Below are 26,028 nucleotides of genomic sequence, written 5' to 3' on the forward strand. Positions count from 1 at the left end.
GGAAACCGTATATTGAACAAAACGGCAGAGCGTATTATAATGAGGAAAAAGATCAAAAAGGAGGGCCGACTACATGGCACAGGAATATCTGCCCGCACCATCCAACGTCCGTCTTGCGGACTTGATGAAAGAGCACAACATAAGCCAACCGGAGCTTGCCAAGGAAATCGGCTGCTCCAAGAGCACCATCAGCCGCTTTATCAGCGGTGTAAAGGGAACCCTGACTCATGAGCAGGTGCTGAAAATTGCAAGGCTGTTCAACGTGTCCACGGATTTTCTGCTGGGAGAAACCGACATCCCTGACCGCAAAAATTACGACATTGCCGAACTGGGCTTGTCCGTAGAAGCCGCAAAGAACCTCTACACAGGGCGCATCAATGCAGAGGTGGTCAACCTGCTGCTGGAAAACGCCCGCTTTGCAGAGCTTACTTACCGCATAGCGCAGTATTTTGATGATACCTTTGCATCCGGCATCGCAGCACAGAACGCTATGCTCACGACATTGAGTACCCTTCTGCGCACAAAGGTCAAGACCCCGGAAGCAGCCAAGGCTGCAAAGGACATCAGCCTTCGGAGAAAGCCTGTGTACCAAGGCGACCTTGATGACATTGAGATGTATTTCATGGCAGCGGTCAAGGAGATCAAAAAGGGTATCGGGAGCCATTACGCCGAACAGGAAGCTATGAGTAAGAAAGTGGCAGAGAAGATGTTCACCGAATTGACCAAGGGGCAGGATGTGCAGCACCCAACAATCACGGCAGAGCAGCTGACGGATGCAATGTTGGACAGTGTTTCGGGCATGGAGGGAGCTACGCCGGAAGCACTGGAACAGCTGCGGAACGGTCTGCTGGGAATCTTGCAGTCTGCCGCAGAGCAGGAAAACGCCCATGAAGCAGACGAATGAACGGCTTTGTGCGCTGGCGCAGAAAGGCGATGCCGCCGCACTGGACAGCCTGATCGACAACAACAAGTCCTTTATCGGCAAGGTGGCAAATGACCTTTTCCGCAGTATGAATCTGGCACAGTCCGGTCTGAATCTTGACACGGACGATTTGAAACAGGCGGGGAATCTGGGCTTATGGAAAGCCGTGCCGAAATTTGATGCGGCGCGCGGCATGAAGTTCCTGACCTATGCGGCTCCTGCCATTCGCAACGCCATGATGGACATGGTACGGGATGCCTTTGCCACTTTTGAACAGCGGATGGTGACGGAGGATAAGGACGGTATCTGCTACCAGCGCGTTTCGCTGGATGATGTTCTGCCGGGAGAAGAGCAGCTGCGGCGCATCGAAGCCATAGCCGACCCTTATGCCATGCAGCCGCAGAGCATTATAGAGGAACAGGAATCGCGCCGGGAACTGTACGATGGTCTGAAACGGCTGACCCAGCGGGAACAGACCTATCTGCTGTACCGCTATGGCTTTACCGATGGCGAGGAACATCCGCTGATCGGCACGGCGATATACTTTCACCTGACAAAAGGCCGCGCCAAAAAGACCGAGGAACAGGCCATGGATAACCTGTGGCTGGAACTGCCGTGGTGGTTTGATTGAATGAAAAGAAAAATCGTGATTGTGCTACAAGCTTTATGGGAATTTATGTGCAACTATACGATTTTGAGAAATTTTGTAGACGGATGAAACAAAATAGGATTAAATCTAAGTATCTAAGGAACGTTGATTTCACGGAGCCGCTGATTACCGACTGTAGGATTTGAGGAGGATGCCGTTTTATGAAAATTACACGAGATAAAATGTTTTTTTCAAAAGATCTTATTCATACAATGGCATATGTCGGAATGTTCGTGGCGGCAATTATATCGGTTGGAGCGTGTAAGTCTGGTATTTGGGTGGCTGCGATATTAGCATGGATTGTAGCAGGTATAATTATCGGATTGGCGATTATTTCTGACTATAAAAAGGCAGAACTTTTGAAAAATGGAACAAGAATCATCGGAAAGGTTACAGCAACAAAACGGGTACATATAAAATTTCATATGAGTACCTACCACCTTGCCGATGAGGATCCGTTACTTTCTGTTTTCTGGAAATGTATAAAGCGGCTCTTATTACAACGGCTGGAAACTGGGCAGGAATTTTGATTGGACAAGTGTTGGGCGATTTCATTATTAAAATAAACGCCACAAAAATCACGCCGGATATGTATATAGGAAAAGTATGGCAGCTCAAGACACACTATGGAGTTTTGATTTGGCTGCTCGTTTTCTTACTTTCGTTTATTATCGGAATGCTTGTTGAAAAGAAAAAACGTGGTTAGAGTGTGTAGCTAATAATCAACAGCCCCCTATTTGCAACGACTGCAAGTAGGGGGCTGTTTAGAATATTCTAATTAAAGGTCAATCTTCTAATCTGCCATGTTCGCAGCCGAGCGAGAGATAATGCTCCAACCCTCCACCCAGTACAAGCTGTGCGTACTCCAAGGGCTTATTGTAGAGCAGCCAGTCCAGTTCCGTCCGCTGAACCGGAGTGTTGCCGTATTCGTCCTCCACGGCGATGCAATCGATGGCAAGAGTGGTGCCATCCTCGGACCGGGCTTCCACCCGGTTGGTGTCCATGTTGTAGCGGCAGGAGAGCAGTTTCGTCATAGTCGTATCCTCCAAGACTTGATTTTTGGCGTGCGGTCACTCAAACCAATGCCGTCAAGTCGATGGGGGATAGGGTGATTTTATTTGTCGGAGAGTAAGTGCACGGTTTCTGCACGGATTTTGCACGGTTTCAAAACGTGCAGAAGGTGCTTTTCGTTGCAAAATCCGACAAAGGGTGCAGAAATTGCCGGGTGAAAAACTACGCTGCTTTGCTCAAAAATAACGATGACTCGAAACTTCCATAAATTGAGACGAACCGGCGGCTTGCTCTCTTAATCAGTGGGCCCAGGGTTCGAGTCCCTGGAGGTGCACCAAACAATGAAAATCCGAACCTTTTCTCGATAGGAGAAGGGTTCGGATTTTTTGTTTTCTTCGGAAAGCAGAATGAAGGCTCTATCCAGCTGAGCTACGATCGCACATACTGATGCTGTCAGTATAAAACGGTATAGCACAGCCGCGCTAAAAATGCAAACGGAAATGTTCGCCCTGTTTTTCCGTTCTTCCTTTTGCTATAATAAGGACAGATATCGGGACAAGGAGGGAGCCTTTTCATGGAACTATTCACCCCGCAGCAGATCAAAAATCTGAACGAGTTGGAACTGCTGGTCTACCAGTACATCATCGAGCATCCGAACACGGTGCCCTTCATGCGCATCCGGGAGTTGGCAGCGGAAGCGCACGTTTCCACCACCACAGTGCTGCACTTCTGCAAAAAGGTGGGCTGTGACGGTTATGCGCAATTCAAATGGAAGCTGAAGGAGCAGGCCGGTTCCGCGCAGGGATCCCGTCTGCCGGACACGCTGGGCGAGTTGCAGAACTTTCTGTGGAAAGTCGGCACGCCGGAATACGATGCAGCGCTGGACGAAGCCGCCGGTATGATCGCACGGGCAGAGCGGGTGTTTCTGGTGGGCATCGGCAATTCCGGCAGCATAGCCGAGTATGGTGCACGGTATCTGTCCAATCTGGGCAAATTCGCGCTGGGCGTGACCGACCCGTTCTATCCCATCACCGTCACGCCCAACACCACCATCGCAGCCGTCATTCTTTCGGTATCCGGCGAAACGAAGCAGGTGCTGCATCTGGCCCGGCAGCTGAAGGAGAAAAACGCCGGACTGATCGCCATTACCTGTTCCGACCAGAGTTCTGCGGCAAAGCTTTCCGACATCACCCTGCCGTACTACAGTTCCGTGCACCGCGTGACCACCGAAAGCTACGACCTGACCAGTCAGATGCCTGCACTTTACCTGCTGGAAGCACTGGCCCGCCGGGTGTACAACCGCCTGCTGGAGTGACCGCAGAAACGCTCCGTCAATTTGTACAGATGTTTGTATCCATGTGCAGAAAAAACAAGCTGTTTTTTCTGCACATTTTTGTTTTTTGGCGCATCAAATCAGCTGACAATGCGGTTTTTCCTCTGTATAATGAGGACACAAGGCAAACCCGTGATCTGATGAAAAGGAGAGAACATCATGGCAAACAAAATCCGCGATTACACAAAGCTTGCCGCCGACATCTGTGCCGCCGTCGGCAAGGACAATATCCTCAGCGCGACCCACTGTGCCACCCGCCTGCGTCTGGTGCTGAGGGAAACACCCTCGGACGAAGTGACCAAACAGATCTCCGAGATGCCCGCCGTCATCAAGGTGATGGAAAGCGGCGGCCAGTATCAGGTGGTCATCGGCACCCATGCCAAGGACGTGTACGAAGCACTGGCCCAGCTGCTGGATCTGGACAACAGCACCGCTGCCGCGCCGGAAGTCAAGCAGGGCCTCGGCAGCCGCATCATCGCCACCATGTCCGCCGTGTTCGCACCCTTTGTGTACATTCTGGCCGCAGCCGGTCTGGTGCAAGGCGCACTGATCATCATTACCCACTTCTTCCCCGCTTTTGCGGCCACCGGTACGTATTCCGTGCTCAGCTTCATCAGCTGGACGCCCTTCACCTTCCTGCCGGTCATGATCGCCGTCACTGCTTCCAAGCACTTCAAGTGTAACACCTTCATTGCCATGTGGTGCTGCATGGCGCTGGTCAACCCGGACTGGGCTTCCATCGCTGCCCGCATCGCAGACGGTGAGGTCATCAAGTTCCTGGCCTTCCCCATGAGCCAGACCACCTACACCTCCACCGTGCTGCCGCCGCTGTTCCTGGTGCTGGTGCTCAGCTGGCTGGAGCACTGGCTGGACGAGCATCTGCCCGACATCATCAAGGCGCTGGCTGTGCCCTTTATCTGCACCATTGTTATGGTTCCCCTGACTATTCTGGTCATCGGCCCGGTGTCCAATGTGCTGGCAAACGCCATTGCTGCTGCCTACAACTTCCTTGCCAACAACGTTCCCGCACTGGCCGCCATTCTGGTGGGCGGCATCTGGCAGGTGTTCGTCATCTTCGGCGTGCACTGGGGCGTCACTCCCATGTGCCTTGCCAACTTTGCCAACTACGGCTGCGATTCCTTTCAGGCATTCCAGACCTGCGCCGTCATCGCACAGGCTGCTGCCTGCTTCGGCGTGTTCCTCAAGACCAAAAAGGCCGACATCAAGAACGTTTCCCTGTCCGCTGGCCTGACCGGCATCTTCGGCATCACCGAGCCCGCCATCTACGGCGTGACCCTACGCCTGAAGAAGCCCTTCGTCTGCGGCTGCATCGGCGGTGCCATCGGTGCGCTGATCATCAGCTTCTTCAACACCAAGTACTATGTATACGCTGGTCTGCCCGGCCTGTTGACCACCGTCAACGCCATGAGCGACGCCAATCCCTCTTCCTTTACCGGCATGATGATCGGCGTGCTGGCCACCATTATCATCACCATTGTTCTGGTGCAGGTGGTGGGCTGCGACGAAAAAGAATCCCAGAAAAACTGATATACATTTGACCAAGGAGAAAGAATATGCTTCCTGAAAACTTTTTGTGGGGCGGTGCCGTTGCTGCCCATCAGCTGGAAGGCGGCTGGAACGCCGATGGCCGCGGCCCGTCCGTCAGCGACGTGATGACCGGCGGTGCCAACGGTGTGGCCCGCCGCATCACCGATGGCATTGTGCCCGGCGAATTTTACCCCAACCACGAGGGCATCGACTTCTACCACACCTACAAGGAAGATGTGAAGCTGTTTGCCGAACTGGGCTTCAAGTGTTTCCGCACCTCCATCTCGTGGAGCCGCATCTTCCCCCGCGGGGACGAGCAGCAGCCCAACGAGGCCGGTCTGCAGTTCTACGACGATCTGTTTGACGAACTGCTCAAGTACGGCATCCAGCCGGTGATCACCCTGAGCCATTTTGAGATGCCCTACGCCCTTGCCAAGGAGTACGGCGGCTGGTACAACCGCAAGTGCATCGACTTCTTCGTGCACTACGCCGTCACTGTGATGGAGCGCTACAAACACAAGGTCAGGTACTGGATGACCTTCAACGAGATCAACAACCAGAGCAACACCACCAACGACATCTTTGGCTGGACCAACTCCGGCGTGCGGTTCTCCCAGTTCGAGAACAAGAAGAAGGCCCTGTATCAGGTGGTACACCACGAACTGGTGGCCTCGGCCCTCGTGGTCAAAAAGGGCCATGCCATCAACCCGGACTTCCAGATCGGTTGCATGTGCTCCTTTGTGCCGTACTATCCCTACTCCTGCAACCCGGACGACGTGATGCTGGCGCTGGAATCCATGCACGAGCGCTACTACTTTGCGGATGTGCACTGCCGCGGTCACTACCCCGCCTACGCTAAGAAGGAATGGGAGCGCGAGGGCACTGCCCCGGTGATGGAGCCGGGCGACGAGGCCATTCTGGCCGAGGGTGCTGTGGACTATCTGGGCTTCAGCTACTACATGAGCAACGCGGTGCGTTCGGACGTGGCCGTGGAGAGCGACGGCATCAGCGGCGGCAATGCCCACACCGTGCCGAACCCCTACGTCAAGGCCAGCGACTGGGGCTGGCAGATCGACCCGGTGGGCCTGCGCTACGCACTGGCCACCCTGTACGAGCGGTACGAGAAGCCGCTGTTTATCGTGGAGAACGGCTTCGGCGCCATCGACAAACTCCAGCCCGACCACACCTGTGACGACAGCTACCGCATCGACTACCTGCGCGCCCACATCGAGGAGATGAAAAAGGCCGTGGAGTTGGACGGCGTGGACCTGCTGGGCTACACCCCGTGGGGCTGCATCGACGTGGTGTCCTTTACCACCGGCGAACTACGCAAGCGGTACGGCTTTATCTACGTGGACCGCAACGACGACGGCTCCGGCACCGGGAACCGCTATAAGAAAAAGAGTTTTGACTGGTACAAGCAGGTCATTGCCACCAACGGTGAGGACCTGGGCTGAGATATTTTCCGCAAAAAACACGACGCCCCGCCGGGTGCCGTGTTTTTTTTGCGCCATTTTGCCGTTTCCATCTTGCAAAAGTAGCGTAGTGCCTTATAAAAGAGGCTGTGCCCCGGTGTGCGCGGGCACGGTTTAGGGATATATAGGATAAAGGGAAAAAGAGTATGAGTTCTCAAACGAATACGCTGACGGAAGGCCCTCTGGCCAAGCAGATCTTTCTGGTCAGTCTGCCGCTGGCGCTTTCCAACCTGCTGGTGGCGCGTTTTTACGGTGCGCGCCACCCCAAGGACGTGGAAAAGACCGTCCACTCGGCGGCCATTATCAGCGCCGTTGCCGGTGTGGTGCTGTTGCTCATCGGCCTGCTGGGCTCCCCTGCCATGCTGCGGCTGCTGCATGGCGGTGGTCCGTGCAGGAGAAGCAGCGGGCAAAATTCATCTGACCGTCACAGCAGATGATAGCGTTCAGAAGCGGCTGACGATTCTGATTCGGGAAGCAGAGGGCGGAATCTCAAAAAGTCGGTGAAGGCTCAAAATAAAAACAGGGTGCGTCCCTGAATAGGACGCACCCTGCCAAAGACCACAGACAATAGCGATATGTACAATAGGGCGTTCCCCGTCGGGAACACTCTGTTTCTCTCTATAAGTTGGAGGAATTGCGTCAAATTGACACAATTCCTCCTCGTCCGTTCTAAGCAGGGTTTGGGGCAGGCACGCCCCAACAAGATCACTTCGGAAATGCGGACGCATTGCAGAAGTGAAGTCCCGGATGGACAAAAAATTTTCAAGAATTGAAAATTTGTGGCCACGGGACGGTTCTTGCTCTCACGAAAACCCATACTTTTTGAAAATCCGCTTTTCGCAGCCAAAGGAGGATGCACCATGAAAAAAGAGATCGAAGCCTTCGTCAACGCAGCCAACGAGCAGGAGTTGGAAGCCGCATGGAATAACCTCTCGGCAGAGGAACAGCGAGTTTTCGAGCAGCTCATGGAGGAAGAACCACCCGAAGATGCACTGGCATTTTTCGCACAGCTGTATGATGATGCCCCGAAAGAGCAGACCAGCGAGACTGTGAACATCTCCGAAAATGAAATCTATTTCAAGCGAAAGCCCTTGACCGAAGAGCAGAAGAAACACAGCTCTTATGTGGACGAGAACGGCAACCTCCATGTCAAGAACCTGTCCGCTTTCTGGATTCCAGAACTGACCACCACGGAGAAAGTCGGTCACACCACCTACACCGTGACCGGCAGCTATGAGGGCAAGGAGTCCTTTTTGAAGAAGCTGGAGCGCATTGTTGCCAAGAACGCCCAGCAAAAATTTGAAGATGAGGGTGCAGACGAATGACAACTGCGTCCAATTCTGCTATACTTGACCCGGTAACCAATCCTGTACCGACAGTTGCTCCACAGAGTAAGGAGGACACAACAATGTCTGGAGCAACGAATAAAATCACCGCACTTTACTGCCGACTGTCGCAAGAGGACGCACGGCTCGGCGAAAGCCTGTCCATTGAGAACCAGAAGGCTATTCTTCTGGAATACGCTAAGAAGAATCACTTTCCGAACCCGGTGTTCTTTGTGGACGATGGATATTCCGGCACGAACTACGACCGCCCCGGCTTTCAGAGTATGCTGGTCGAGATTGAAGCGGGGCGTGTAGGAATCGTTATCACGAAAGATTTGTCCCGACTGGGACGCAATTCTGCCTTGACAGGTCTGTACACAAACTTCACTTTTCCCCAGTATGGCGTTCGCTACATTGCCATTAACGACAACTACGACACCATTGACCCGAACAGCGTAAACAACGATTTTGCGGGCATTAAGAACTGGTTCAACGAGTTTTACGCCCGTGATACCAGCCGCAAGATTCGGGCTGTTCAGAAGGCCAAGGGAGAGCGTGGAGTACCGCTGACGGTCAATGTGCCGTACGGCTATGTGAAAGACCCGGAGAACCTGAAACATTGGCTTGTTGATCCAGAAGCGGCTGCAATCGTGAAGCGCATCTTCTCCATGTGCATGGAAGGCCGTGGCCCGACCCAAATTGCAAACCAACTGTGGGTGGACAAAGTTTTGACTCCCACCGCCTATAAGTTGAGCCATGGCCTGAGTACGAACTCACCCGCCCCGGAAGACCCTTATCGCTGGGATAAAAGAGCAGTAAGTTCGATTCTGGAACGCCTGGAGTACACTGGCTGCACAGTCAACTTTAAGACCTATACTAACTCTATCTGGGATAAAAAGAGACATCTGAATCCCGTGGAAAATCAGGCTATCTTCCCGGATACACATGAGCGCATTATTGACGATGATGTGTTTGAAAAGGTTCAGGAGATTCGTAGCCAGCGTCACCGCATGACCCGGACAGGCAAGAGCAGCATTTTCTCCGGTATGGTCTACTGCGCTGACTGCGGTTCCAAGATGCAATATGGTTCGTCCAATCACAGGGACTTCAGTCAAGACTTCTTTGATTGCTCTCTGCACAAGAAGAACGGGAGCAAGTGCAAGGGACACTTCATCCGGGTAAAGGTTTTGGAGGGCCGTGTGCTAAGCCATGTTCAGCGGGTGACGGACTACATCCTCTGTCATGAGGACTACTTCCGCAAGGTCATGGAGGAGCAGCTTCGGGTGGAAAGCACCGAAAAGCTGACTGTCCTGAAGAAGCAGCTTGCCCGGAATGAGAAGCGGATCGCAGACCTCAAACGGCTGTTCATGAAGATTTACGAGGACAATGTTAATGGAAAGCTTAGCGATGACCGCTTCGACATGATGAGTCAGAGCTACGATGCCGAACAGAAGCAGCTGGAAGAGGAAGCTCTCTCTATCCAACAGGAAATCGAAGTACAGGAACAGCAAATCGAAAATATTGAAAAATTCGTCCAGAAAGCACACAAGTACGTTCATATTGAAGAGCTCACCCCATATGCTCTCCGTGAACTGGTATCGGCCATCTATGTGGATGCCCCGGATAAGTCCAGCGGAAAGCGGGTGCAGCACATCCATATCAAGTACGATGGGCTGGGGTACATCCCTCTGGATGAACTGGAAGCAAAAGAAAAGGCGTGACCGAAGTCACGCCAAATCTTCCCCATTTCGGGAGCTTTTGCAAATACTGTTTTATGGGAACTCTGCTACTCCGGGTGCTCCGCTCTCCACAGACGGTACCATTTCGTCAGCAGCTCCGGTGCGATGGGCAGACCGTCCGGGAGCCGGAACAGCTGTCCGCAGTTGCTGTACTTCTCCGGGGCGCTCTGCTCGTCCTGCTTGAGCTTTTCAAGCCATGCTTGAAGTTCCTCTTTCAGGGGTTTGGTCATATACAGGATACGATTTGACTTCTTGGTCTTGGGCTTTTTCAGGATGAGAGAGGATTTGCTACCCTCACGCCTGTCCGGGAACGTGTAGTAGACCTGCTTGGGGTCGAGCTTTTCCAGAGCGTCCTTGTTGGCTCGCTGCATGGTCTTATTGACCGAGATAGTGCCACGCCCATCGGCTGCATCAAAGTCCAGATCACTCGGCTGTAGGCCGAGGATTTCGCCCTCACGGAGCGAAAGGATCATGCTCATGTGCACCGCTAGATGCAGGGCAGGGTTCTCGATGGTCTGCAACGCTGCCAGCATGGTTTTCTCGTCCCAGATGGTGCGTTCCTCGATGTTGACCTTGGGGGCATCACGGGGCAGGGGAATCTTGTGGATCAAGTCCCATTCCACCGCATAGGAAAAGGCGGTTTTCAGCAGGGTGTGGACTTCGTGAATAGAGGTGCTGGACAGCAACCGCTTCTTCTGCTTTTCGGTCAGGGGCTGCTTTACGCCGTGGACGTACTGCCCGCAGGGAGTCTTGGCAAGGGTAGCATAGAACTTCTCGATGTCGTAGGTTCGCAGTTCCTGCACCTTCCGTTTCCCGATATACGGCACGATAAGATTCTGCACCATCGCCACAGATTGGGTGTAGGTCTTGGGAGACCATTTGTGTTTGGTGGACTGGATCGGGATCCATTTGTACAGCATCTCCTCCACCGTCATGGTGTCGGGGACAAGGAATGTGCCGTCCAGCAATTCTTTCTCGACCGTGATCTTTCGCTCCTGCGCCTCCTTTTTGGTCTTGAAACTCTCCCATCCCTCGCAGGGCTTGCCGGAATGGTCTTTGTACTTGTAACGGACGGAGTAGGAATCTCCGCGCTTCAGAATAGATGCCATAGATTACCTCCCTCAGGCCGATGCAAGCCAGTTGTCGAAGCTCTGCTTGTTCACCCGGATGCTGGTGCCGATGCGCAGCACCCGGAAATCCTTCGTGGTGTTGCACAGGTTGTACGCCGCACGGGGAGAAATCGCCAAAAGCTGGGCGATTTCCTCCACCCGGTAAACAAGAGGTTCGTGCTTGGCTGCTTTGGTCTGGTCAGAAGATTCTGTGGCAGGGGATTTGGACGCTTTCATTGTAACCGGGTTCGAGTCCTTTTGCAAGGACTTATTCGTATAATCTTTAGATTTCACATCTTCGGTCATGTCAGGCCGATTCATATTCATAGGCAGACCTCCGTTTCCTTGTAACCGGGTGCCGGGGCAGAAAGTGCCAGCTTTCTGCCCCAAACGTTCCCGATGAGTTCAGATTTCCGAGTGCCCCTCCTGTTTGCGGGGTTGCGCCGTTGGTTTGTTTTGCCCCTGTTCTGCCTGTAAGCGGTTCAGCAGTTGCAGGACGGAATCTCGTGCTTTCTCCTTAACCTGCTCCTTGCCTTTCTGACGGACTTCCGGCTTCAGGAGCTTCTCCTGCAGACGTGCGGTGGTGGTCTGCATGGTCTTGAGGAACTTGTCCAGCACGGTGTCCAAACGGTGGGCGGCGTATTCTCTCGTGGTCTGCGGAGCCTTACGTTCCTGGGACAGCACCCACTTCTTCGTGTCCTCGATCATCCGCATATCTTCCTTCCGGGTCTCGGTGCGCACCACATCGGTCACGACCTCCACCGCCTTGTCGTAGGCCGCAGCCGAAACTTCATCGATCAACGCTTCCATGTCGTTGACCTTGAGGGTCAGCTTGTCCAGCTTGTTCTGCTGGGCGGCAAGCTGCTTCTTTTGCTTGGCAAGGATGAAATCCTGCTTTTCCAAATATTTGCGGTTGCCATACTCCGCTTCTTCCTCCAATTCCAGACCATGCCGTTTTGCAATCTCGAACAGCATCTTCCGGCAGGCGGCATCAAAGGTGATTTTGCGGTTGTTGCGGCGGCTGAGGGGCTTGTCCGGGTCGGGCAGGTTGAAGCCCAACACTTCCAATGCCTTTTCCTGCTGGGGAGCCACCTCACCGTACTTGTTCTCGCAGTCGAACACATGACGCTCATGGATATGGGGTGTGCTCTCATCCAGATGCAGTGCCCAGTCCAGCACATGAACGTGGTCGCCATACTTGGCCTTGAACTCCTCGATGAACTCTGTGACGACGCTCAGCAAGTCCTCTGCCGAAGCGTGTTCATCCAGCGTTCCAAGTTGGTAGATGGTCTCCTCCGGGCAGGTCTTGCGGCTGGACAGCAGGTCGGGAATGGAGCGGTTGCGCTCTGTGTGCCGAATCTTGGCGTTGCGCTCGTTCTGACCTTCGATAAAGGTCGTGTACCGGCTCTCGTAGAACTGCCGTTCCACATCTGAGAAGGTCGCCCCCAGATCGTCTGGGTCTTGTGGGTCGAGAGCCGAACGGAAACCGTGGAAGCAGTCCCAATAGATGTTGCCCTTGGCTCGTTCCGGGTCGATGTGCTCACTGTTGGCAAGGTTGAAACTGCGGTCATTGTGCCTGGGGTTATAGGTGCCGTGGGTTCCGGCTCGTCCGTTGTGTCGTGTCAGTTTCAGATAGACATCCCTCCGTTTCATCAGTTTGGCGTGGGAGAACGCAGCAGCGGAGCTGCTGGATCTGCCGCCATTTTGCGCCAGATAATACCCAGTAGGATATGACGCACAGCATCATATCACTGGGGCAAAGAGCTGCGCTCTCTGCACTCTTGCTCCGGGCAAGCTGCCCTGAAGGACAGCTCGTCCGGTTTTTCAGAGGGTCATTTTGACCCTCTGATTTTGGCAAACTGTCAATCTGACACTTTGCCAACACCCCCTATAAAGGAGAACTTGGGCGTTTTGCTGCGTACGTGCGTACGCAGCAGGCGGTTTTCTCTGTACGCACGTACGCAGCGAAAGACCGAAAACGCACCATATAGGGGGATCAAAAGCGGGTCATGCCCGCCAGCCATTGGGGGTGAGGTCGGGCTGCACAAGGGCTTCGATGCCCACAAAGCCTCGGACTCTCCGCCCGGACGAATTGACGATGTTGTTGGTGGATTCCAGATTATACCTGCGCTGGTTGGCGATCAGCGCATCGCTGAACCCTCGTGCCTTGATCGCATTCAGGCTGTTCTCCTCACACCACATTCGATAGACCTCATACAGCTCTTTCGAGCTGGTGCAGGCATCCGCCTTCAGGCGGATGTAGCCCTCGGATTCAAGGAAATCAAACACATTGTTGTTGTCCCGCTTCACCAGTTCCCGGTTCCGCTTGGCACGGTCACTCTCGGTGAACTGGAAGCCATTCTTCACCAGCCGCTGCAAGCCCTCAAATGCCCACAGCAGGATGCCCTCGACCTCTGCCGCCATCTTCTCGGCAATGTCCGGGTCATCCACACGAGACAGGGGCTTATCCTTGGTGGTCAAGATGAGCTGACGACGATAGAAACCGTCCGAGCGGTCATACAATGCCTGCAAATCGCCATTGCTGAACGCCAGCAGGCGGGCGTACATCCAACCCTGATAGCTCTGCTTGCCCTTGCGCTCCAAGTCCATCTGCCCCTGTGCGGTCACGATGGACTTGACATAGTTGGTCTGGCGCAGGGCTTCCATCCGCATATCATCGTCCACACAGAGCAGGGTGTGCTCTAGATCGGCACGGGCAAAGCGGTTCTCCGAGATTTTGCCGATGCTGCCATCCTTCATGTTGCAGCCGAACAGCCGGGACAGCACCACGCCGATTTGCGACTTACCCTCACCGCCGCTGCCCTTGATAACCATCATGCGCTGCCCCTTGTTGCTGGGGATCAGGCAGTAGCCGATGAACTCCTGCACCGTGGGAATGTCCTCCGGGTAGAGCAGGTCGGACAGGAACCGCAGCCAGTGGACGGGCTGGGCGGCTTTCGGGTCATATTTGACCGGGAGCCGGTTGCGGACGATCTCCGGCTTGCCTTCCTGAAAGGTGCCGTCCAGATACAGGGTGCCGTTTGCCAGCGCAATGCGGTCGGTGATGGGCGGGAAGTCCTCCACCTGTGCCGCCAGCTTCAGTACGTCCACGACATTGCTGACCCGTTTGGCGATATTTGCGCCGATATGGTCTCGCAGCATATCGAAAATTTCACAGCGCAGGTTCATGGTGTCTGTGACCCTGCCGTCCGGGGTGAAAAATGCGCCATTCACATAGAGGAGCTGGTGGGTGCTGAGAAAATCGTCACAAAACAGGGATTCGTTGAAGAAGCCTTTCTTGATCCATGCAGGGGTAAAGTTGTTTCCCATAGGCACACATCCTTTCTTCGGTGCTGCGGCTTATCCATGTGGTCAATTTGGCCACATGGATTTTCTCTGCTGCAACAGGTGGATAAACGTCCTTTGGGTTACGGCAAATCAATGTGGACAATTTGTCTACATTGATTTCTCCTGCCGCAACGAGTAGATAAACGTCCGTTTCACCTCATGTGCTCATTTTGACCACATGAGGTGAATTGCCGTTCTCTCTGCATGGCTTTCCTGCCCCCCTCCGGCGGCGTTTTCCGGCTCTCCTTCTCAGGGTCATCGCCGGGTATCCCATGCAGACGGTCATGCGGTTTTCAAGGATCAACAGGCAAAACGGCAATAAAAAAGCCGTCACAAAACAGACCAGCCCTGCCTTCGCTTTTTCTGGAAGGTCATGCTAGTCGGTTATGTAACGGCTGAAAGCCAAAATGTTCAGCCCCACAGGGTCTGAACGAATATGTAAAAATATGTTATATTCAATTGTTGGGATAGATTACCACAAAAATCGAGCCGTGTCAACAAAAAGTTTTGAGAATACGTCACTTTCGGCAGTGTGCAAGAAAAAGCAATGAAAACTTTGGCAAAAAGAGAGAGGGCTGGGCGGTGCCAGCCCTCTTGACAAGGCAATGAGGCACATCAATATGGGCTTGCAAAATTTATTAAGGGAATGCGGTGATAGTAGGACTTATACAAATCAAAACACCGCCCGATTCTGGTGAAGGAGAACCAGAATTGAACGGTGCAAATGGAAGAAGGAGAAAAGCGTAGAAAATCAGACGATGCAATCTGGGAGCAGCGCATGGAGCTGTGTCAGCAGTTCTTCGCAGGAATCGGAATAAATCACAAGGGTAAGCGGATTGCTCAGGTCGAGACTGTAAATGCCAAGCAGGGATTTGGCATCAATGGTATATCGCCCGGAGACTAAGTCCATCTCATAGGGATATTTGGACAGCAAATCTACAAATTCCTTGACCTGATCGACCTGCCGCATTCTGATCTGTAATTTTGTCATAGGGTATCCTTTCTTTTACAGCAGTGGGATAGAGGCAATGCAGTTCTGAATTTCCACCATGGAGGGCATTGCAGGGATTGCGCCGCCCTTTGTCGTGGTCAGACTGCCCGCTGCATTGCCGAAGCGGACGATTTCTTCAAGCTCAAATGCAGGGAGGGTACGCAAATCCTCAGCATCTTTTCCTCGCAGCTGGTAGTGAATTGCGCCCATGAAAGCGTCGCCTGCACCCGTCGTGTCCACGGTAGGCACATCATAGGTGGGAAGATGCCCTGCTCCCACAGCGTTCCGGTAATAAGCACCCTTTGCACCCAGCGATACCAGCACAAGAGATGGCCCCATTTCGAGCAGGGCTTGTGAGCCGCGGGCAAGGTCGCTTTCGTTTGTGATAAGCTGCATTTCTTCCTCGGAAACTTTCAGAAGATCCGCCAGCTTGACACCTTCCTGCATCTGGACAACGGCATCTGCCGGGTGCTCCCACAGAAGCGGACGGTAATTGGGGTCAAAGCTGACCAGCTTGCCCTGCTGCCGTGCATACCGCGCAGCTTCCAACGTGGCGGTGCGGCTCGGGTCGGCGGTCAGAGAGACAGAGCCGAAATGGAAGATGGCAGCATCGTCGATCAGATTCCTGTTGACTTCTGCCGAAGTCAGCATCACATCGGCACCGGGGTTCCGGTAAAAGGTAAAGGAGCGGTCTCCCTTGCTGTCAAGCTGAACGAAGGCAAGGGTCGTGGGAATCTTTTCGTCGATCACCAGACCGGACACATCAATGCCGCTTTCCACAAGGGTCTGGCGGAGAAAATCGCCGAATCCGTCTTTGCCGACTTTTCCGATGAATGCTGTTTTGCCGCCCAGACGGGCATTCATGGCAAGGACATTGGCGGGTGCACCGCCGGGATTCCGGGCAAACAATTCGATGCCCTGTGCATTGGTTCCGTTCGGGGTAAAGTCGATCAGGCTTTCTCCCAAAGCTACAACATCAAACATGGTATCACCTCAACCTGCTTTTTTAGCGTTCAGTTCGGACATAATCTGGTTATACGAACGCTTACTGATTCGGTAGAAGAACAGGACAATCGCTGTTACCAGCCACAGCGCACCGGGAAGCAGCGAGAATGCATAGTGCATCGCATTCTGCACGGCAGCATTCTGCACCTGATTGGGGGCAAAACTCAATGCACTCAGCACACCAGCCAGCGCAGAGGTGCCAATCGCCATGCCCAACTTGTTCCCCAGTGAAACGAATGCGTACTGGAAACCATCGTTGCGGACACCGGTTTTCCACTCGCCATACTCCACGCAGTCGGGAACGATGGCGTAGATGGCGGTATTGAATCCGCAGAAGAAGAACTGGGACAGTGCAGCGAATGTATAGAACGGAATGGGAGAAGAAACTGCACTGAAGAAATAGAGCGCAGTCAGGGAAACGCCGGTTCCGGCAGCGAAAAGGGAAGCAGTGTGCCCTTTGTTGCCCAGCTTTTCAAACACGAAGGGGAATGCCGCAGCACCCAGAATGGAGGGAACGATCAGGATCATCGAGTAGATGGTAAACAGATTCTCGTTGCCTTCCACATATTTGAAGTAATAGAGCAGGTCGGCATTGCGGCCATACAGCGTCACACCGAACAGGAACTGACCCGCCAGTGCAATCAGGTAGGGCTTGTTCTGAAGCGCTGCATCCAACTGCTTTTTCAGTGAGACTTTTTTCCGCTCCGGGGGCTGGACGACCTCTTTGGTTTTGGCAAAACAGAACCAGTGACAGAGGGTGAAGATACCGCCGTAAAGGACGGTCACCAGAAGATATCCCCGTGCTGCATTATCACCGCCAAAAGCAGAGATCAAAGGCAGGGTGATGATGTTGATGATATTGATGGCGATCATGGCACAGACGGAGCGGGAGGTGTTGATTTTCGCACGCTCCTCGATGTTCTGGGTCAGGGTGCCGCAGAGCGTACCATAAGGGATGTTCACGCAAGTATAGCCCAGAACCAGTACACAGTAAGTAATGTACATATACAGGCTCTTGGCACTGTCTGACCATGTGGGGTGCGCCCAGAACGTCAGCACGAGCACCACAGCAGTTGCCGGTGCGCCGAACAGCAGCCATGGACGGTAGCGTCCCCAGCGGGAACGGGTGCGGTCGCTCAGCGAACCGATCACGGGGTCATTGATGGCATCCCAGAAGCGGGAGACCAGCATCAGGAGGGACACTGCCGCCATGCTGATGCCGCAGACATCGGTGTAAAAAATCATCAAGAAGTTGCCAACGAACATCCAGCTGAAGTTGCAGCCCACATCGCCCATGCCGTAAGCGATTTTACTGATCAGAGGGACTTTGATGTTCGTATCCTGCTGTTTCGGCTCTGCTGTGTAACTCATACGGCGCGCTCCTTTCTCCTCTTGACGCGATGCTTATAATTTCTGGCAGAACTCTATTCTCTCTTTATTCGGGCCTTCGACCATGAAAAAGCGCACACCGTTTTCCCAGAACGGCAGTGACTGGATGCTGGAATGCAGCAGGTGCATCCCTGCCTCTTTTGCTGCAGCAAAGGCGGCTTCGATATCGGTCGTTGCCAGAGCTACATGGTCGATTGCTCCGGCCTTTTCCGCCGCACGATGGTTTTCATAGGTTTCGATCATCAGATCGCCAAGCTGAAGAAACGCAACGCGCTCCCCGGCGGCTTTGTTTACCGTTTCCAGCGCAGAAACAAACCCCAGCTTCTTGTAAAATGCAATGGTCTTGTCGAGATCATTTGTCGGGATGCCAATGTGCGCCACACCGGTCAGAACCTGCGGAAAACTCATACCTTCGTTGCCTCCGCAATCTTCACCACTGCTTTGACGATGTTGGCCTTGTCCGAAATGCTCTTGTCCATGGCATTCTGGATGTCGTCAAAGTCAAAGATGTTGGTCACAATGCCCTTCAGGTTGATTTTGCCGGAAGCAACGGCATCGATCGCCATGGGGTAAATGTGGCGATAACGGAACACGGTCTTGAAGGTCAGTTCCTTGTCCAGTGCAAGGCTCATAGGCAGGGTCATCTCGCCGGATTTGGAGTAACCGACCAGAACGATGTTTGCACCCTTCTGCGCCATCTCAATGGCCTGGCGGGTAGTGATTTCTGTACCAGCAGTCTCGATAACGAGGTCGCAGCCCAGACCATCGGTCAGGTCGAGAATCGTTTGGACGGCATCCTTTTCGCGGCTGTTGATCACACCGTCTGCACCCAGTTCAAGAGCCTTATCCAGACGCTTCTGCATGATATCCACAACGTAAACACGGGAAACACCCTCGGCTTTCAGCGCCATCATGGAGACCAGACCAATGCAGCCTGCACCCATGACCACCGCAGTCTGACCGGCATGAGCACCGCCCTGATTGGCTGCGTGGAAACCAACAGCCAGAGGCTCGATCAGCGCACCTTCCATGGTGCTTACGTTGTCCGGCAGCTTGAAGCAGAGGTTTGCTTCATGGGCCACATACTCCTGAAAAACACCGTCTACCGGCGGAGTAGCGAAGAACACGACATCCGGGCAGAGGTTGTATTTGCCCTCACGGCAGAACTTGCAGTGACCGCAGGTCTTGCCCGGCTCCAGCGCAACGCGGTCGCCGACTTTCAGATGCTTGACAGCACTGCCAACTTCCACGACTGTGCCGCCCGGCTCGTGGCCCAGCACGAACGGTGGCTTGACCACATAATTGCCGATCGCACCCGTTTCATAGTAGTGCATATCGCTGCCGCAGATGCCAACGTATTCCAGCTTGACCAGAACTTCGTCCTCTTTGGGTGTGGGGATCGGGCGGGTGGTGTAGCCCATCTTGCCGATGCCGTTCATGACTGCAACTTTCATTGTGCCTTTCATAAGATGACCTCCGTTTTTGTTTGCTTATTAACTTTTATAAAGTGTTTATGAATGTGACTACAAATTAGCACACCGCACAACCAAAGTCAAGCCCTTTTTCGCGGATTCGGAGAACTGCACAAGGAAAAAGCGGCGGAATTGTGCAAAAAATCGAGGACGGCAGGTGCCGTCCTCGATGGGAAGGTTTATAGGTTCTGAATGAAGGCTTCGATATGGAGCAGAGCGGCTCCCAGCGCAGAGGCTTCCAGCTTATAGCGGCTGAACTTCAGGTAGGAACTGTCCGGCTCAAACGTATTACGCTCGACCAGCATTTCCCGGAGCGGTTCGCCAAACTCTGCCAGAAATCCGCCAACGTAGCCGCCAACAATTACATCACAGTCGAAGGTCATGCGCAGATTATTGACTGCTACAGCAAGGTAAGAAAGGTATTCATTCCATGCCGTTTGCAAAGCTGCATCGCCAGAGCGCAACCCATCAAAGAATAGTGCAAGATTTCCGTCATTCAGTCGGGAGAGGACTTTTGCAGAGCAATAGGCATCCAGACAGCCCTTTTTTCCGCAGTAGCAGGGGCGGCCATCGGGAACGAGCGTGTTGTGCCCGAACTCTCCGGCACGAAGATGGTCGCCGCCATAGAGCACTCCACCGGTCAGAATCGCACCACCGACACTGTTGCTCAGAGAAAGGTAGACAAGGCTGCGGGGAGATTCGAGGTCGCGCACTTCAGCAAGTCCGGCAGCGTTCGCGTCATTGATGAACCGGCAGGAGAACGGGATGTAACGGCTGAATTCTTCGGTAGGAACATTCCGCAGACCCAAGGCATGAGAGTAAACCAATGTCTGCCCCTCTTTGTCCAGAATACCGGGCAGCGAAATGCCGACACCCAGAATTTTTTCCACCGGGTAGCCCTCTTTTTCGATCAGCCCCTGCACGATTCCGGCAAGCATTTCCGCATAGGTGTCCGACCGCTCATAAAGACGCTTTTTACGCTCATAGCGGAGAAGGTTACCGGACAGATCGACCAGAACTGCTCCGACATGATTCTGGGTAATCTCCAGTCCGACCGCAAGTCTGGCATCCCGTACAGGAGCGAATGCTCTCGCCTTGCGCCCGCCGGTGGATTCAAAGGTGCCGACCTCCTGCACCAGTCCCATCGCCATCAGTTCTTTGACATTCTGCAATACGGTCGGCCAGCTGTTGTTGACTTTTGCCGCAAGCTCCGGCTGCGAGATTCGGTCGCAGGAAAAAATGCTGCGAATCGTTCGGATGCGGTTGATTTTTTTAACATCGCGGTTATTTGCTCCGCTGCCGGTCATAGGATGATTCACCTCCAAGAGCGGGTTTTACATTTGAAAGAAGATTTATAAAGTTCTTTCTTATTATAGTGAATCTGGCTAGATTCTGCAAGGGAAACATTTACGAATAAAAAAGCGTTAGCCGAAAAGAGCGAGTTGCTTATGGATAAGAAGCGATGCCCACCAGCTTATGGCAAACCATAGGTCGGTGAGCATCGTGTTCTTTATAGGGGCTTAATCTTCCGGTCTGCCGTGGTCGCAGCCGAGGGAAAGATAATGCTCAATCTCTTCACCCAGCACAAGCTGTGCATACTCCAGCGGCTTGTTGTACAGCAGCCAGTCCAGCTCTGCCCGCTGTGCCGGGGTATTGCCGTACTCGTCCTCGATGGCGATGCAGTCGATGGCAACGGCAGAGCTATCAGCGAACTGGGCTTCTACCCGGTTGGTGTCCATGTTGTAGCGGCAGGAAAGCAGTTTGTTCATGGTGAAACTCCTTTTATATAAGGCGGTGTCAGTTCGATTGTCCATATCCCTGCCAAGAATCAAATTGTTGATGTACATTTGATGCTTAGTCTGAACAGGCAAGATTGTAGCTGCCGTGTCGGGCTTGAACCCGACCGATTTCCCGGCTTTGCATAAAAATCCGATGCCTGCTTTAAGGGGCTGATTTTGGCTCTGCACACTTTTGCACACTTTTTGCACACCGGAACGGCTGGATAACGGATGCGAGAGGGGACAACAGGTGCAAAGGATGCAGCAGATGCAAAACACAAATTTACGATAAAGCGATAAAAATAACGAATCTGCGTAATTTTGAAAATTGACGATTGTTGCACGTTGGTTTCTCTTAATCAGTGGGCCCAGGGTTCGAGTCCCTGGAGGTGCACCACAACAACAAAATCCGAACTTTTTTCCAATAGGAGAAGGGTTCGGATTTTTTATGTTCTTTGGAAAACAGAATGAATCCCTTGCTTCCATCGAAAAACGTCCCAGACCTTATCATAAGAAAGCACGACAGACCACTGTAAGAGTGCCGTAAGGCAGAAAGGACACAAACATGAAGTACGATGCAAGAGTTTGCAAATTCAACATGGATACCGGCTGCGTGGAGGTTCTGCTCCGGGATGGGAGAATGAACAGCACCCCATTTGTCCGACAGGATTCAGTCTGACAAATGGGGCATTTTTATATGTCGGAAAAAACGAAAGGCGTATAGCGGACAATGAGACCGATTTTTATAGTGCAAGATGCTTTGCACGATAGTCCCGTGGGCTGATGCCATATACATTTTTGAACGCACGGGAAAAGTGAAGCTGATTGGGATAGCTGACCATGGCGCTGATGGTGCTGATGGGCAGGCGGCTTTCGGTCAGCAGCTGTGCCGCCCGTGCCATGCGGTAGTGCAGCAGGAACCCCTGCGGGCTTTCGCCCATGGTATCCCGGAACACCTTGCTGAAATAGCTGCGGTTCAGTCCGCAGAAGGAGGAGATATCCTCGATGGAGATATCTTCGCTGTAATGCTGCTCTATGAAGGACAGCGCCTCCTTCATATAGAAGTCCCGCAGGCGGCGTGGACTTTGTGCCTGATGGGAGGCAGAGGACTGCACAAGCTGATCCAGAAACAGAAAGCCGTAGCCGATCTGACGCATGGGGCTGTCCTGACTGTGATTTACCAGGAAGAGCATCTGCTCCTGCAGCAGCTGCCCGGCTTTGGCGCTTGCAGGCGAGTACACAGGGTTCTGTCCGCTGATGCCTGCAAGGTTCAGGGCTTCGTGGGCACGCAGACCGTCAAACTCGATCCATGTGTATTCCCACGGATCCTGTTCATCGGCACGGTAGGTGGTGACCTCACCTGGAGCAATCAGAAAACCATGCCCGCCCTCGATGGCGTATTCCTGCTCGTTTGCAAACAGCAACCCTTTGCCGGAGATGACATAGTGGAACAGATAGTGGTTACGGGCATAGGGACCATAGGAGTGCAGAGGCTCTGTCTGCTCCCAGCCATATTGGTATAAGTTGAGATCGACGAATCGCTCATCCTGAAACACATGGAACCTGCATTTTGTTTCCGTTGATACGTTTCTTTTTGTACATTCTTGCATACAAGATGCCTCCTGTCCGCTTTTTCTTATTATATACCAAAATGCGTTATGACTTCAACATAATTCGCAGTATTCCTTCAAATTGAGATATAACAAGTCGCATTTTTGCATTTACGAAACTGCTGGCAGATAGTATAATAATGACACAACAAGAGAAAAGAAATTGTGCAATGTGATGATGCACAAAATTTTCTCGCTGCTTTTGTAAGAGCTGACAAAAGCAAGAAAAATCGACCCGGCCGGTGCGACACAGTACGAAGATCACCCTACGGAACAATGACTTTGGAGGAGAACAAAAATGAAGATCTCTCGCAGACAATTCGTAAAGGCAATGGCAGCAATGAGCGCCGCATCCATGCTGGCAGCCTGCGGCGGCAACAGCGGCAGCGGTTCTTCCGGCGGCAAGAAGGCACTGACCTTCCAGATCTGGGACGTTGCACAGAAGGATGGTATGGAGGCTATGTGTGCGGCCTACACCCAGCAGCACCCGGAGGTCAGCATTGAGGTGCAGGTCACCAGCTGGAACGAATACTGGACCAAGCTGGAGGCTGCAGCCACCAGCAACCAGATGCCGGATATTTTCTGGATGCACACCAATGAAATTCTGAAGTACGCTGACAATGGAATGCTGGCAGATTGCTCCGATATTGTGGAAAAGGACAAGTTCTCGGAGATCTCGCTGTCCAACGCCATGGGCTCCAACGGTACCCTGTATGCAGTCCCCAAGGACAAGGACACGGTCGGTCTGGTGTATAACAAGGAGATGTTCGATGATGCCGGTGTTGCTTACCCGGACGAGAACTGGACTTGGGACGATCTGGTCAGCGCATCCGAGAAGATCTACGCTGCCACCGGCAAGTACGGCTATATGGCATACGCCGACGACCAGCTTGGCTACTGGAACTTTGTGTATCAGGCTGGCGGCTACATCCTGAACGAGGACAAGACTAAGGCGGGCTTTACCCAGCCTGCCACCGAAAAGGCAATGAAGTTCTACATCGGTCTCCAGCAGAACGACTGGTGCCCGGACCAGACCTACTTTGCCGAGACTGCTCCCGGCACTGCATTCTTCTCCGAGAAGGGCGCAATGTTCCTGGAAGGCGACTGGAACATCCTTGCCGAGCTGCAGAACTACCCCGAAATGGTGGGCAAGTGGGATGTGGCTGTTCTGCCCAAGTGCCCCGACCCGGAAAGCGGAGACGGCCGTGCCACCATCTCCAACGGTCTGTGCTACGCGACTGCTGCCAGCAACAAGAATCTGGATACCGTGAAGGATATCCTGAAGTTCTTCGGCAGCGAGGAGGGTCAGCGCATTCAGGGCGAAAGCGGTGCGGCCATCCCTGCCTATCAGGGTCTGGAGGATACCTGGGCAGGCTGCTTTGCAGAGTATCCCATCAACATCCAGTGCTTCATTGAGATGTTTGAGTACAGCATTCAGAGCGTCAACAACGCCTCTCGCCCGGAGTGGAAGAGCAAGGTCAATGATGAGCTGCTGAAGATCTACGCAGGTACCGAGGATATCGAAACCGGCCTGCAGAAGATGCAGGACATCGTGGATCAGGCCAGTGCGGGCTGAAAATGCAGCTTGGGAGGAACCAAATGAAAAGCACATCAAAGCTGGGCCGGGATGGGCGTTTCTGGGGGCTGGTCATGGTAGCTCCCACCATCCTCGGTCTGATGATCCTGAATATTATCCCGTTCTTCCAGACCATCTACATGAGTTTTTCCAAGACGAAAGCCTTTGGAGCCTATCAGTTCTGCGGTCTGGAAAACTACCTTGAAATGTTCCGCAATGCGGAATTCTGGAAGGCAAACTGGAACTCCATCTACTTCTGCATCCTCACTGTGCCGGTGGGCGTTTTTCTGGCACTGATCGTGGCAGTGCTGCTGAACGCGAAGATCAAGGGCAAGACCGCCTTCCGCGCCATCTTCTTCCTGCCCATGGTGGTGGCTCCTGCTGCGGTTGCAATGGTCTGGAAGTGGATCTTCAATGCGGAGTATGGCATTCTGAATCAGGTCCTTGGCACGAACATCCGCTGGCTGACCGACCCCAAGATCGTTCTGGTCACCTGTGCTATCGTTTCCATCTGGAGCTCCATCGGCTACGATGCCGTGCTGCTGCTGTCCGGCATCCAGAACATTTCCCAGTCCCTGTACGAAGCCGCCGAGCTGGACGGTGCATCCAAGATCCGCCAGTTCTTCAGCATTACGCTGCCCATGGTGTCGCCCACCCTGTTTGTGGTGCTCATTATGCGGCTGATGGCTTCCCTGAAGGTCTACGATCTGATCTACATGATGGTGGAGCAGACGAACCCTGCGCTGACCAGTGCACAGAGCCTGATGTACCTGTTCTACCGCGAGAGCTTTGTTGCCGGCAATAAGGGCTACGCATCGGCCATTGTGGTGTGGACCGTGCTGCTGATCGGTCTGGTCACCCTGGTGCAGTTCATCGGTCAGAAGAAGTGGGTCAATTACGAGGTGTAAACTATGAATGCCAGTCTGAAAACCAGAAAGAATGTCGTAACGTTCTTTACCTATCTGGTCTTGATCCTCGGCAGCATCAGCATGATCTTCCCCTTTGTATGGATGGTGCTCACCAGCTTCAAGACGCAGGCCGAGTCTATGGCGATCCCGCCGCAGATCCTGCCCTCCCATTGGAATCTGGACAGCTTTGTCAAGGCATTGCAGAGCCTGCCCTTTACCAACCTCTACATCAATACGGGTCTGCTGATCCTGTTCCGTGTGATCTTTGCGGTGGTGTTCAGCTCCATGGCAGGCTATGCCTTTGCCAAGCTGGAATTTCCCTGCAAAAAGCTGCTGTTCGGTCTGGTGCTGATCCAGATGATGCTGCCGAGCCAGATCTTCATTATTCCGCAGTACCAGATGCTGGCAAAGATGGGGGCCACCAACTCCATCTTCGCGCTGGTGTTCCCCGGTCTGGTCAGCGCCTTCGGCACCTTCTTTTTGCGGCAGGCGTATCTGGGCATCCCCAACGAGATCGCAGAGGCGGCGTATCTGGACGGCTGCAACAAGTGGCAGACCTTTGTCAAGGTCATGCTGCCGCTGACCGGCCCCAGCATGGCGGCACTGGCCATCTTTACGGCGGTGTTCGCTTATGCCGACCTGATGTGGCCGCTGATCTGTAACACCGATCTGAACATGATGACCCTGTCTGCCGGCCTTTCTACCCTGAACGGTCAGTACACCACCAACTTCCCGGTGCTGATGGCAGGCAGCCTGCTGGCCATGATCCCCATGGTGATCCTGTACCTGATCTTCCAAAAGCAGTTTATTCAGGGCATTGCCATGACCGGCGGTAAATAA

The 26,028-nt window shown here is 53.3% G+C and carries 25 protein-coding genes and 1 pseudogene; 13 read left to right on the forward strand and 13 right to left on the reverse strand.

Annotated features, from left to right (window positions below; translation table 11 throughout):
* Window positions 1-73 precede the first annotated feature (73 nt).
* The 3 genes from ACKXGA_RS12565 to ACKXGA_RS12575 all read left to right on the forward strand — a co-directional run bounded on the left by ACKXGA_RS12565 (window position 74) and on the right by ACKXGA_RS12575 (window position 2,101).
* Entirely contained in the window at window positions 74-904 is an 831-nt protein-coding gene (locus ACKXGA_RS12565) for a helix-turn-helix domain-containing protein (protein WP_423729616.1), read from the forward strand.
* Window positions 888-1,553: a sigma-70 family RNA polymerase sigma factor gene (locus tag ACKXGA_RS12570; RefSeq protein ID WP_423729359.1), complete on the forward strand. Its 666-nt coding sequence runs from the start codon at window positions 888-890 to the stop codon at window positions 1,551-1,553. The genes ACKXGA_RS12565 and ACKXGA_RS12570 overlap by 17 nt, the downstream gene beginning before the upstream one ends.
* Window positions 1,554-1,732: 179 nt before the next feature.
* Window positions 1,733-2,101, forward strand: a complete 369-nt coding sequence (locus tag ACKXGA_RS12575) for a hypothetical protein (protein ID WP_423729358.1) — start codon at window positions 1,733-1,735, stop codon at window positions 2,099-2,101.
* A gap of 255 nt (window positions 2,102-2,356) precedes the next feature.
* On the opposite strand, the gene ACKXGA_RS12580 is transcribed toward ACKXGA_RS12575, so the two are convergent.
* Window positions 2,357-2,605 carry a DUF6061 family protein gene (locus ACKXGA_RS12580; RefSeq protein ID WP_423729357.1) on the reverse strand — a complete coding sequence of 83 codons (249 nt, stop codon included), beginning with the start codon at window positions 2,603-2,605 and terminating at the stop codon, window positions 2,357-2,359.
* Window positions 2,606-3,156: 551 nt separating this feature from the next.
* Here ACKXGA_RS12580 and ACKXGA_RS12585 point away from each other — a divergent pair.
* The 6 genes from ACKXGA_RS12585 to ACKXGA_RS12610 all read left to right on the forward strand — a co-directional run bounded on the left by ACKXGA_RS12585 (window position 3,157) and on the right by ACKXGA_RS12610 (window position 9,984).
* The gene (locus ACKXGA_RS12585; RefSeq protein WP_112121590.1) at window positions 3,157-3,897 is read left to right on the forward strand and encodes a MurR/RpiR family transcriptional regulator; all 741 of its coding nucleotides are present in this window, start codon (window positions 3,157-3,159) and stop codon (window positions 3,895-3,897) included.
* 177 nt (window positions 3,898-4,074) lie between these two features.
* Entirely contained in the window at window positions 4,075-5,463 is a 1,389-nt protein-coding gene (locus tag ACKXGA_RS12590; RefSeq protein ID WP_112121591.1) for a PTS transporter subunit EIIC, read from the forward strand.
* Window positions 5,464-5,489: 26 nt separating this feature from the next.
* Window positions 5,490-6,920, forward strand: coding sequence for a 6-phospho-beta-glucosidase (locus ACKXGA_RS12595; RefSeq protein WP_112121592.1), 1,431 nt, complete (start codon window positions 5,490-5,492; stop codon window positions 6,918-6,920).
* Between the two features lie 164 nt (window positions 6,921-7,084).
* Window positions 7,085-7,375 (forward strand): MATE family efflux transporter, encoded by a 291-nt coding sequence (locus ACKXGA_RS12600; RefSeq protein WP_242702941.1) that lies wholly within the window; start codon window positions 7,085-7,087, stop codon window positions 7,373-7,375.
* 423 nt (window positions 7,376-7,798) lie between these two features.
* Complete coding sequence (locus ACKXGA_RS12605; RefSeq protein ID WP_112120869.1) at window positions 7,799-8,263, forward strand: hypothetical protein; 465 nt, start codon at window positions 7,799-7,801, stop codon at window positions 8,261-8,263.
* On the forward strand, window positions 8,260-9,984 hold the full coding sequence (locus ACKXGA_RS12610) for a recombinase family protein (RefSeq protein ID WP_423729617.1): 1,725 nt from the start codon (window positions 8,260-8,262) through the stop codon (window positions 9,982-9,984). Before ACKXGA_RS12605 ends, ACKXGA_RS12610 begins: the two co-directional genes overlap by 4 nt.
* 65 nt (window positions 9,985-10,049) lie before the next feature.
* Here the strand turns inward: ACKXGA_RS12610 and ACKXGA_RS12615 are convergent, their stop codons facing one another.
* The 11 genes from ACKXGA_RS12615 to ACKXGA_RS12665 form a co-directional block, all read right to left on the reverse strand.
* Window positions 10,050-11,111: a site-specific integrase gene (locus ACKXGA_RS12615; protein ID WP_423729618.1), complete on the reverse strand. Its 1,062-nt coding sequence runs from the start codon at window positions 11,109-11,111 to the stop codon at window positions 10,050-10,052.
* A gap of 12 nt (window positions 11,112-11,123) precedes the next feature.
* On the reverse strand, window positions 11,124-11,438 hold the full coding sequence (locus ACKXGA_RS12620; RefSeq protein ID WP_117476347.1) for a helix-turn-helix domain-containing protein: 315 nt from the start codon (window positions 11,436-11,438) through the stop codon (window positions 11,124-11,126).
* Window positions 11,439-11,516: 78 nt separating this feature from the next.
* Window positions 11,517-12,764, reverse strand: a complete 1,248-nt coding sequence (locus ACKXGA_RS12625) for a hypothetical protein (protein ID WP_242990248.1) — start codon at window positions 12,762-12,764, stop codon at window positions 11,517-11,519.
* Between the two features lie 354 nt (window positions 12,765-13,118).
* Window positions 13,119-14,441 carry a DNA primase family protein gene (locus ACKXGA_RS12630; RefSeq protein ID WP_117476346.1) on the reverse strand — a complete coding sequence of 441 codons (1,323 nt, stop codon included), beginning with the start codon at window positions 14,439-14,441 and terminating at the stop codon, window positions 13,119-13,121.
* A 769-nt stretch (window positions 14,442-15,210) separates the two neighbouring features.
* Window positions 15,211-15,450: an HPr family phosphocarrier protein gene (locus tag ACKXGA_RS12635; protein ID WP_117476345.1), complete on the reverse strand. Its 240-nt coding sequence runs from the start codon at window positions 15,448-15,450 to the stop codon at window positions 15,211-15,213.
* Window positions 15,451-15,465: 15 nt separating this feature from the next.
* Window positions 15,466-16,434, reverse strand: coding sequence for a carbohydrate kinase family protein (locus ACKXGA_RS12640; protein WP_117476344.1), 969 nt, complete (start codon window positions 16,432-16,434; stop codon window positions 15,466-15,468).
* Window positions 16,435-16,443: 9 nt separating this feature from the next.
* Window positions 16,444-17,826, reverse strand: coding sequence for an MFS transporter (locus tag ACKXGA_RS12645; RefSeq protein ID WP_423729619.1), 1,383 nt, complete (start codon window positions 17,824-17,826; stop codon window positions 16,444-16,446).
* A 33-nt stretch (window positions 17,827-17,859) separates the two neighbouring features.
* Window positions 17,860-18,252 (reverse strand): VOC family protein, encoded by a 393-nt coding sequence (locus tag ACKXGA_RS12650; protein WP_117476342.1) that lies wholly within the window; start codon window positions 18,250-18,252, stop codon window positions 17,860-17,862.
* A complete protein-coding gene (locus ACKXGA_RS12655; protein WP_117476341.1) occupies window positions 18,249-19,310 on the reverse strand; it encodes an NAD(P)-dependent alcohol dehydrogenase in 1,062 nt (353 codons plus the stop codon). The genes ACKXGA_RS12650 and ACKXGA_RS12655 overlap by 4 nt, the downstream gene beginning before the upstream one ends.
* A gap of 185 nt (window positions 19,311-19,495) precedes the next feature.
* On the reverse strand, window positions 19,496-20,623 hold the full coding sequence (locus ACKXGA_RS12660) for an ROK family transcriptional regulator (RefSeq protein ID WP_117476340.1): 1,128 nt from the start codon (window positions 20,621-20,623) through the stop codon (window positions 19,496-19,498).
* Window positions 20,624-20,836: 213 nt separating this feature from the next.
* Window positions 20,837-21,085 carry a DUF6061 family protein gene (locus ACKXGA_RS12665; RefSeq protein WP_117476339.1) on the reverse strand — a complete coding sequence of 83 codons (249 nt, stop codon included), beginning with the start codon at window positions 21,083-21,085 and terminating at the stop codon, window positions 20,837-20,839.
* A 574-nt stretch (window positions 21,086-21,659) separates the two neighbouring features.
* Here ACKXGA_RS12665 and ACKXGA_RS12670 point away from each other — a divergent pair.
* Window positions 21,660-21,734: pseudogene (locus ACKXGA_RS12670) on the forward strand (DUF6061 family protein); the annotation flags it as partial.
* Window positions 21,735-21,837: 103 nt separating this feature from the next.
* Here the strand turns inward: ACKXGA_RS12670 and ACKXGA_RS12675 are convergent.
* Window positions 21,838-22,704 (reverse strand): AraC family transcriptional regulator, encoded by an 867-nt coding sequence (locus ACKXGA_RS12675; RefSeq protein WP_423729620.1) that lies wholly within the window; start codon window positions 22,702-22,704, stop codon window positions 21,838-21,840.
* A gap of 298 nt (window positions 22,705-23,002) precedes the next feature.
* On the opposite strand from ACKXGA_RS12675, the gene ACKXGA_RS12680 reads away from it, so the two are divergent.
* Genes ACKXGA_RS12680 through ACKXGA_RS12690 form a run of 3 tightly spaced genes read left to right on the forward strand, consistent with a single transcriptional unit; the run spans window position 23,003 to window position 26,028 of the window.
* Entirely contained in the window at window positions 23,003-24,280 is a 1,278-nt protein-coding gene (locus tag ACKXGA_RS12680; RefSeq protein WP_423729621.1) for an ABC transporter substrate-binding protein, read from the forward strand.
* 23 nt (window positions 24,281-24,303) lie between these two features.
* Window positions 24,304-25,188 carry a carbohydrate ABC transporter permease gene (locus tag ACKXGA_RS12685; RefSeq protein WP_117534935.1) on the forward strand — a complete coding sequence of 295 codons (885 nt, stop codon included), beginning with the start codon at window positions 24,304-24,306 and terminating at the stop codon, window positions 25,186-25,188.
* 3 nt (window positions 25,189-25,191) lie between these two features.
* Window positions 25,192-26,028 (forward strand): carbohydrate ABC transporter permease, encoded by an 837-nt coding sequence (locus ACKXGA_RS12690; protein ID WP_373098845.1) that lies wholly within the window; start codon window positions 25,192-25,194, stop codon window positions 26,026-26,028.

This window comes from Faecalibacterium hominis (ex Afrizal et al. 2022), from assembly GCF_049545105.1.
GTDB classification, from domain to species: domain Bacteria; phylum Bacillota; class Clostridia; order Oscillospirales; family Ruminococcaceae; genus Faecalibacterium; species Faecalibacterium duncaniae.